The following is an 8237-nucleotide window of genomic DNA, read 5'->3' as shown; positions in this document are numbered from 1 at the left end:
TCACCAGGATCGTACGCGGCTCGACCCGCTGAGCCGGTACCGGCAACATCCCCTCACGGAACCAGCGATACGCGGTCTGCGGATGCACGCCCTGCGTCTTCGCCCATTCCGTCAGATTCACGCTCTGACAACGACACTCACTCATACATGGTTACGCTCACCTACCCGACTTCAAGGGCCAACAGGTGGAGACCCCTCGAAAGCCTCGCCGATCTTGTCGTACTGCTGCACGCTCACGTGCGCCCCCTCCGGTACCTCGTCTGTGTACGTCGTCGTCCTGTGCGCCGTTCTTCACGTGCGCGGCCGCGCCCGGCAGCCTTCCGGAACTCGGAGTCCGGCCCGGCCGGGCCGCCGCGGGCATGACAGAAAGTCTCTGTCGGGCGCAGAGAAGATGTCAGTGCGGCGCAGGGTTTTGTCAGTAGCGCGCCCGGTGGTCGATTGCTCCAGCGGGCCGCATCACTCCCGATACGGGTGTGACATGCAACGACAACTCCTAGAAGGGCGGCTCCAAGGAGTACCCGTTCTCGTCCAGAGGGACGGGCTCGGGCTTCGGTTTGGCAGCTCGCTGCTCGGCAGCCGTGGGGTGGACGCTGATCGCCTCGGCCGCCTGCCCTTGCCGGATCAGGACCCGGCATAGTTCCTCACGTGCCTTGACCGTGCCGAGGACCCGCAGTTCGGCAGCGGCGGCGTGGAACTGACCGACCATGCCGAGGAGGTCGGCCTTGATCATGCGGGGGTCGGTCCAAGGGCGGGGGTCAGCTTCGGCCAGGGCGATCGCTTCATCGATGCGCCCGAGGCGGGCGAGGGCCAATGCTCGCCACCAGTGCTGGAAGTCCTCGTGGTCGTGGTGGGGTACGACACGGGGGTGCTCCACCAGGTGCAGGAGTTCCTCGGGGCGGTCAAGGAGCGGGTAGACGAGCGGTGCCAGGAGGTTGGAGCAGTCGTACCAGCCGAAGCCGGGTTCGGCCACGGCGATCGCGTCGTCCAGCCGGCCGTCCCGCAGCAAGGCCAAGGAGAGCCAGGCCCGGTACCCGACCCAGTCGTCGGCGGCGATGGCTTCGCGCATCACGGTCTCGGCCTCCTCGGCCCGGCCGTGGTCGCGAAGGGCGCCGGCGTAGATGGCCAGGACGGTGCGCCGGGTCCGTCCAGTGGCCAGTTCGCGAAGCTCGTCGAGCCGGCCATGACGCGCCAGAAGGTCGGCGTAGGCGGTGAGAGTGTTCTGCGTGAAGTAGTGGTGTCCGGCTATGTCCTGGCCGAGGATCTGGATCGCTTCGTCGGTGCGGCCCGCGCGCTCCAGCACCTGTGCCTGGAGTTCCTGTGCATTGTGGAAGGGGTGGTTCCACCGGCTCTCGCCCCGGGCGTGGCGTGCGCTGTCAGCGTGGGGGGCGATGAGCTGCAGGACCTGCTCGTCACGGTCCTGGCCTACGGTGATCTCCACCAGGACGGACAAGGTCCACCATCCGTCGATGTGCGGGACGAGCAGATCGACGGCCTCGTCGATGCGCCCTGCCTTGGCAAGCAAACCGGCGAAGTCATGGGACTCGGCTTTCGAGGTCCCACCGGCTGCGTCCGGGCGTACCAGATCCAGTGCTTCCTGCGGCCGTCCCGACCGGAGCAGGATGTCGGCCTTCACCCACAAGGCAGTCGGCCACCCGGTCGCGACGAACGGCTCCATCACCTTCAGCGCCCGGCCGAACTCCCCTGCCCGGCATAGCTCCTCCACCGCGCCTTCCGCGCAGAACCACTCGCCGCGTTCCGCCGCCGCCTGGATCACCAGTTCCAGGTGGCCGTGCTCCAACAGGAGGTCCACGCTTCTCGGGGCGAGGCCGCCAAGGTTGCTCGCCTGCCAGGCAAGATCATCCATGTGCATGAACGGGAGCGTAGATGTACCCGCTGACACCCGCTGCCCAGGGGTTCCCGACCGGTCGGCTCGCCTCAGAATGGGAAAGGCGATCCGCAGGTCAACCCAATCGCGTCAGCTGAAGTGGTTGGGCACAGTCAGCAACTGGTTGCATCTCGCCCAGCCGTGGTACCAGCGGCTTCGTCGTACGCGGCGAGCGTCCGGTAGAGGGTGGAGCGGCGGATGCCGAGGTGCTTGGCGATGGCGGTGACGGACTCCTCGGCGTCGCGGCGCCGGAGGGCGACGGCGAGCATGTCGCCGTCGACTACCGGGGGCCGGCCGCCGTGATTGCCGTTGGCCGCGGCGGTGTCCAGGCCGATCAGGGTCCGCTCGTGGATGAACTCCCGCTCGACCTCCGCCATCGCGGCGACACCACGAACAGGACCTTGCCCGCGCCCTGCGGGTCGTACATGCCGGCGAGCGGGCCGCCGAGGATTTCCAGGCGGTGGTCGCGCTCGGCGAGGTCCTGCGCGGAGGTGATCAGCTCGACCATATTGCGCCCGAGGCGGTCGAGCATGGTGACGGTGAGGGTGTCGGCCGGGCGCAGGTCGGCGAGGGCGGCGTTGTATTCGGGGCGGATCTTCTCCCGGGTGCCGATCTTCTCGACGAAGATCCGCACGCAGCCGGCCTTCTTCAGGAGGCGGACCTGTCCGGCGAGGTCCTGGCCCTTGCTGGAGACGCGGGCGTACCCGATGCGGTCGCCAGCCCGCGCGAGGAGTGCGGGGTCGAGGTCGGGTTCGGGGCCGGGCTGCCAGGTGCGGCCGGGCCCGCGCGCGGTCGGGATGCGGATCGCGGGCCCGGACTTCAGCGTGGGGATCTTCGCGTACCGGCCGGTGTGATAGTCGACGGCGACGACGCCGGAGTTGGCCCGGCACGCCGATCCGGGTGGCGCCCCGCAGCGCGGGCACGGTTCGCGCTCGATCAGCTCGGCGCGGGCGATCTCGTCCAGGTCGCCGTTCACGCGTTTCCCCTCCCGCCTGGCCGCTCGACACGGCCGTCCCGAATACCCGTCCCGCTTACTCGTCGCGCCCGCCGGTTTCGGGACGCCTTTCGGGACACCTCCCGGGATCCGCCCGCCGCGGCGGGCGGCCGTCCCGGAAACGACCGATTCCGGGACGCGCGGGCGAGCGACGGCCGCACGGAGTTCCGGCCGGACCGCGCGCCGCCGTGATCAGCGTGGACGGACCCGGGGCGACTGCCCGCCAATCACCCCTCGTTCACTCGTACGGACGAACGGAGCGGATGTCCCGAACACGTTTCGGGACTCTGTCGGAGACTTCCGATCACGGAGGGGGCGGACGAGTCGAAGCGTGCTGCGGCGGTGGCCCGGCTGATCCAGCTGCGCGACGCCGAGCAGTTGTCGGCCGCGCACGTGAGGCTGGCCGCCGAGGGCCTGGGCGTCAGCGAGCGCACGGTGTGGCGGTGGCTGTCCGCGCCCGCCCGCGTCCCCGAGCACCGTGGGCCCGAGCCGTACGTGCTGAGCGAGACGGATCGGGAGGCGTACGCCCTGTACCGGGGGAACGTCTCCGCCGTGCACCGCGCCCGCCAGGCGGTGGTCGACGGTGACGGGACCACGGCCGGCGCCCCGGTCCCCGACTTCCTGCGCGAGGGCTGGGCGGGCGCCGCCCCGGTCGCGCTGCGCACGTTGCAGGTCGCGTTCGCCCGTGAGCTGACCCCGGCCGAGCGGGCCGCGTGGAAGGTCGGCGAGTCCGGGCGCCGGGCGAAGTCGGTGTACCTGCGGCGCCCGGACGAGGTGAGGGGCCGGGTGTGGGAGATGGACCACAAGCAGCTGCCGATCCTCGTGCACCCGCCCAAGGGCAAGCCGCTCTCCCCGTGGATGACCACGGTCGTCGACGACGGCACCCGGGCCCTGCTGGGCTGGTCGCTCGCGGCGAGCCCGCACGCGGGCACGGTCCTGACCGCGATGCGCATGGCCCTGGTCCACGACCCCGACGTCTCGCCGTTCGGCGCGGTGCCCGTGCGCGTACGGATCGACCGCGGCCTTGAGTTCGCCGCCGGCACCATCAAGGACGTGATGGCCGCGCTGTGCGTCACCGTCCACCGCCTCCCGGCGTTCACCCCGCACCGCAAGGGCAAGGTCGAGCGGGTCAACCTGACCATCGAGCAGACCCTCGTCTCCCTGATGCCCGGCTTCACCGGAGGGCCCCGCGACGCGTCGGGCCGCCTGTACGGGCCGGTCGGCGACAGCCCGGCCGCCAAGCGCGCCGCCGAAAAGACGGGCGGTGGGCCGATGCTCCTCGACGACTTCGTTCAGCGGCTCGCCGCGTGGGTGCGCTGGTACAACACCGAGCGCCCGCACCGGATGCTGGCCGGCCGTACCCCGCTGGCGGCCTGGCAGGAGGACGAGGCACCTCTGCACCGGATCGACGCGGACAAGCTGCGCCACCTGCTGCTGGCCGGTGACGAGCGCACCATCCAGAAGGACGGCATCCACCTCAACGGACACGCCTACGTCGCGTCCGAGATCCACGGACGGGTCGGCCAGGTCGTCCAGATCCGCTACATGCCGCACGACGACCGGTCCATCGAGGTCTACCTAGGCGGCAAATACCTCTGCACCGCGCTGCCGACTGGAACGCTCACTGCCGAGCAGACCGACGCCTTCCGCCTCCAGCAGCGCGAGGAGGCCGCCCGGCTCGGCCGCGAACGCCGCAAGGCGTCCCGCCGGGCCCGCCGCGAACTGGCGCCGATGACCGGCGACGGCACCCCGGCCGCCGAATCGCGGCTCGTGCCGGACAAGGTCGGCCGCGGCTCCTCCCGCCAAGCCTTGGACGCCGCCCTGCGCGCCCGCTCCTCCACCTCCCTGCTGGGCATCACCCCGATCACCAAGAACAACGAGGAGAGCTGAATGCCCCGGCACTTCGCCGACCTGACCGGCGCCGCGACGCTGCCGACCGGCACCTTCCAGCTCGCCCACCGCGTCGTGGACGACCTGGTCGCCGACAACGCCACAGGCGTCATCCACGGCCCGGCCGGCACCGGCAAGACGTACGCGGTCGAGGCCGCCCTGGAGGACCAGGCCCACCGGGGCGGCCCCGCGGTGTGCGCGCTGTCCTTCACCGCCCGCCCGACCATGCGCCTGGTCGCCGACCACCTCCTGGCCGCGCTCACCGGCATCGAGGCCCCCAAGTCCCGCAACCGGTTCCACATCACCAACCGGCTCCTGGACCTGCTGTCCCACCCCAAGCGCCTGGTCGTCGTGGACGAGGCCCAGCGCCTCAACAGCGACTGCATCGAACTGCTGCGGCACCTGCACGACGACCCGAGGACGAAGTTCGTCCTGCTCTACGTCGGCGGCGACGGCTGCTGGGAAGTCCTCTCCCGCGAACCGATGCTCCGCTCCCGCGTCTTCCGCCGCCTGCCCTTCCGCCCGCTGACCGCCGAGGAGATCCCCGCCCTCATGAGGGACTACCACCCCATCTACACCGGCGCGGACGACGCCCTGCTGCGGCAGATCGACGAGCTGTACGGACAGGGCACCATGCGCGACTGGGCCGCCTTCACCCACACCGCCGCCGGACTGTGCCAAGCCGCAGGCCGGCCCCGCATCGACATCGAGGTCCTCGACAACGCCCTCACCCTCCTCGGCGGCGGCGTGTATGCCTGAGACCGAGCCCGCGGCACACGTCGTCAACCGCGACCTGCCGCCCGGCCCCCGCCTGGTGTTCGTCCGCAACCCCGGCGACGACCACCGCATCGTGCGCCGCCTCGCCGCCGTCGAAGGCCCCGGCCGGCTCGTTGTCCGCCCCACCCCCGGCGGCCGCACCAGCGACCTCGCCCTCGACATCCTCACCGCCACCGGCCGCAGCCCCGCCACCCTGCTCGCCGACCGCACCCCCGCGCCCGAAGCCTGGCGCCAGGCCGCCGCCTGGCTGTCCACCGACCAGATCGCCACCTCGTCATCGACCGCGCCCACCGGCTCCCCGACGGCGCCCTCGACCTGCTCGCCGAACTCGGCACCCGCGCCGACGCCACCGTCTGGCTCATCTGGCCCATCACCGAAGACGACGCGTACGTGAAACCGCCCGTGCGCGCCTTCCACGACGCCGGATACCGCTTCCAGTCGATCGGCCTGACCGACTTCGCCCGCGAGCTCCCGCCCTCGCCCCGCTCCCTCACCAACCCCCTGCAAGCCGACGCCAAGACCCCATGGGCCGAAGGCATCGGCCCCATCCTGCCCATGCAGGACTTCCCCGTCTTCCTCGCCCACTGCCGCGCGAAGCTCCCCGGCAACACCTTCACCGCCCTGAACGAGGTCTACGGCCGCGAGATCCACCTGGCCGACCAGTGGCTGACCCGCCGCGGCCTGGCCGGCCACCACGCCCAGCCCGGCACCCTCCGGCACACCCGCGCCCTCGGCGCCCGCCTCACCTTCTACCTCCGCGACCACCGCATCGGCCCCGCCCCCGACCAGGCCCACGCCCTCGTACGGCTCCGCGCCGTCCAGGTCGCCCTGTTCCTGCGCGGCTACCTCCTGCGCTGGCAGTACGAGACCCTCGGCGCCACCCCAACCACCCGCCTGCTCAGCCAGCTCACCGAACGCGTCTGCGGCAAGATCCGCACCGTAGCCCCGCCCGAGGCCGCCGCCGCGACCGCTCTGTCCATCCACCTCTCCCACGGACCCACCGGGTTCGGCCTGATCACCTGCGGCAACACCGCCCCCGACGGCAGCAGCGTCCATGTGCCCGTCACCGGCAGCCCGTACGAGCCCGAGGAGACCCGCTACCTCCGCGTCCCCTGGAGGTGGAAGTTCCACCACCACACCCCGCACGAGCTCAACGCCCTCCAGGTCCTCCACCTCGAATCGGATGACCCCGTGCTCCTGCCGGCACACGCCGCCCCTCTCGTCGCCGCGCACCTCGCCTACCGGCGCAGCCAGGGCGCCACCGACACCGACCCCCTGTTCATCCACGACAAGGCCCCGGGCAACAAGAGTCCGGAACTCCACCTGCGCGAAGCAGTCATCCGCACCTGCTACCGCATCCACTTCAACCCGGCCTGGCTCCACCGCTCCCACTGCCGCCACGGCGACGAGACCGCCCACGACGCCGCGGCCGCCGGATGGATGCACTACCGGGGCCTGGACCTCATCGCCCTCAGCGACAACCTGCGCAGCCGCCTGTGACCGAGCCGATCTCCTCCAGCCGTCGCCTTCGACGCGAGGGCCCCCAGAGGCGCCGCGACTCGGCGCAGAGATCGCACATCATCAAGCGGCGCCTCCTGGCCGCCGGGATGACCGGCTGGCAGCTCGCCGATCTCCTCGGTGTCCACGAGCACCAGATCGACCTCGAAGAACTCCCCGACCTGCCCGTCCGCGTCCTGCTCGAACTCGCCCGTCGCCTCGACATGCACCCGGCCGACCTGATGCCCGGCTCCGACGACCTCTTCGAGCTGCCCCGCCACCGCCAGGTCATCGACCGCCGTCCGGCCGGCGCCGACCACGACGCGCTCACCGTCCTCACCGGGCTCGCGTACGCGGACGGCCCCCTCACTGCCGACGCGCTCGCAGCCGCCCTGTCCTGGACCCGCCACCGACTCAACGCCGCCCTTGACCACGCCCGAGCTCACCCCGACGCAGGCGGCGTGCTCGTCCTGCGGCAGGTGCCACCCGAGGCCTACACCGCCACCCCGCGCCTCGACGTCCTCGACTCGTACCAGGTCGACGCCCTCACCGGCCGGAAGAGGCCCCACGCGTCAGTACGCGGCCCGATCCAGCCCGCCGAGGCCGAGGTCCTCCTCCGCGTCTGGGCCGACGGCGGCATCGACCCGCACGACGCCGCCCAGCGCCAGGCCCTCGAAGACCTCGCCGCCGCCGAGATGGTCACCCGCAGCGACATCATCGACCGCTTCCACGACAACGTGCTCTACAGCCTCCGGATGATCCCTGAGCCGTCACCACCTACTGACACGGACTCTGCGATCCCGCTGTCATAACCCTGCGCATCCCACTGACATCCACCCTGCGCACGACAGTCTCCGCCGCCCGTGTCCGCAGGCCGTACTGGCAGATGACACGAAGAAGCGGCCCCACACCCTCGTATCACCCGACACCGCGTCACACACGCCGACCGGTGGCCCCCGCACGGCCGTGTCCTTCCGCCCCGGCGACGCAAGGGGAGCGGTGGACAAGGGCGGTGGCGAACGAGAGCCCGCAGCACCCGGGCCGGTGATCGACTGCGGGAAAAGGATGGTCCGAGAAGCGAATGCCGCCACGCCGAAAGGCACGGGGAAAGGCCGGATGCAGGGGCTCCGCCTTCCGGCTGTAACCCGGCGGATACCGGGCTGGTGCCCGGGTCCGAAAGGACGCCCAAGCGGA

8 protein-coding genes and 1 pseudogene are annotated in these 8237 nt (G+C 71.3%); 5 read left to right on the top strand and 4 right to left on the bottom strand.

Annotated features, from left to right (window positions below):
• The 4 genes and pseudogenes from ACIQUT_RS37970 to ACIQUT_RS37955 all read right to left on the bottom strand — a co-directional run.
• A pseudogene (locus ACIQUT_RS37970) lies at positions 1-121 on the bottom strand (IS607 family transposase); the annotation flags it as partial.
• A gap of 372 nt (positions 122-493) precedes the next feature.
• Positions 494-1870, bottom strand: coding sequence for a tetratricopeptide repeat protein (locus tag ACIQUT_RS37965; protein ID WP_403570004.1), 1377 nt, complete (start codon positions 1868-1870; stop codon positions 494-496).
• Positions 1871-1998: 128 nt separating this feature from the next.
• Positions 1999-2262 carry a recombinase family protein gene (locus tag ACIQUT_RS37960; RefSeq protein ID WP_403570002.1) on the bottom strand — a complete coding sequence of 88 codons (264 nt, stop codon included), beginning with the start codon at positions 2260-2262 and terminating at the stop codon, positions 1999-2001.
• The gene (locus tag ACIQUT_RS37955; protein WP_403570000.1) at positions 2220-2861 is read right to left on the bottom strand and encodes a recombinase family protein; all 642 of its coding nucleotides are present in this window, start codon (positions 2859-2861) and stop codon (positions 2220-2222) included. Before ACIQUT_RS37955 ends, ACIQUT_RS37960 begins: the two co-directional genes overlap by 43 nt.
• Before the next feature lie 360 nt (positions 2862-3221).
• On the opposite strand from ACIQUT_RS37955, the gene ACIQUT_RS37950 reads away from it, so the two are divergent.
• From ACIQUT_RS37950 to ACIQUT_RS37930, 5 genes are read left to right on the top strand one after another with little or no spacing between them, the layout of a single operon-like run.
• Positions 3222-4769, top strand: a complete 1548-nt coding sequence (locus ACIQUT_RS37950; RefSeq protein ID WP_403569999.1) for a Mu transposase C-terminal domain-containing protein — start codon at positions 3222-3224, stop codon at positions 4767-4769.
• Positions 4770-5528 carry an AAA family ATPase gene (locus ACIQUT_RS37945; protein WP_403569997.1) on the top strand — a complete coding sequence of 253 codons (759 nt, stop codon included), beginning with the start codon at positions 4770-4772 and terminating at the stop codon, positions 5526-5528.
• Entirely contained in the window at positions 5521-5940 is a 420-nt protein-coding gene (locus ACIQUT_RS37940; RefSeq protein ID WP_403569995.1) for a hypothetical protein, read from the top strand. The genes ACIQUT_RS37945 and ACIQUT_RS37940 overlap by 8 nt, the downstream gene beginning before the upstream one ends.
• Positions 5937-7046, top strand: a complete 1110-nt coding sequence (locus tag ACIQUT_RS37935) for a hypothetical protein (RefSeq protein ID WP_403569993.1) — start codon at positions 5937-5939, stop codon at positions 7044-7046. Before ACIQUT_RS37940 ends, ACIQUT_RS37935 begins: the two co-directional genes overlap by 4 nt.
• Positions 7043-7855 (top strand): hypothetical protein, encoded by an 813-nt coding sequence (locus ACIQUT_RS37930; RefSeq protein WP_403569991.1) that lies wholly within the window; start codon positions 7043-7045, stop codon positions 7853-7855. Before ACIQUT_RS37935 ends, ACIQUT_RS37930 begins: the two co-directional genes overlap by 4 nt.
• Positions 7856-8237 lie beyond the last annotated feature (382 nt).

It is taken from the genome of Streptomyces sp. NPDC090445 (genome assembly GCF_044769385.1).
Taxonomy (GTDB): domain Bacteria; phylum Actinomycetota; class Actinomycetes; order Streptomycetales; family Streptomycetaceae; genus Streptomyces.
This window is presented reverse-complemented; position numbering and strand designations above follow the sequence as displayed.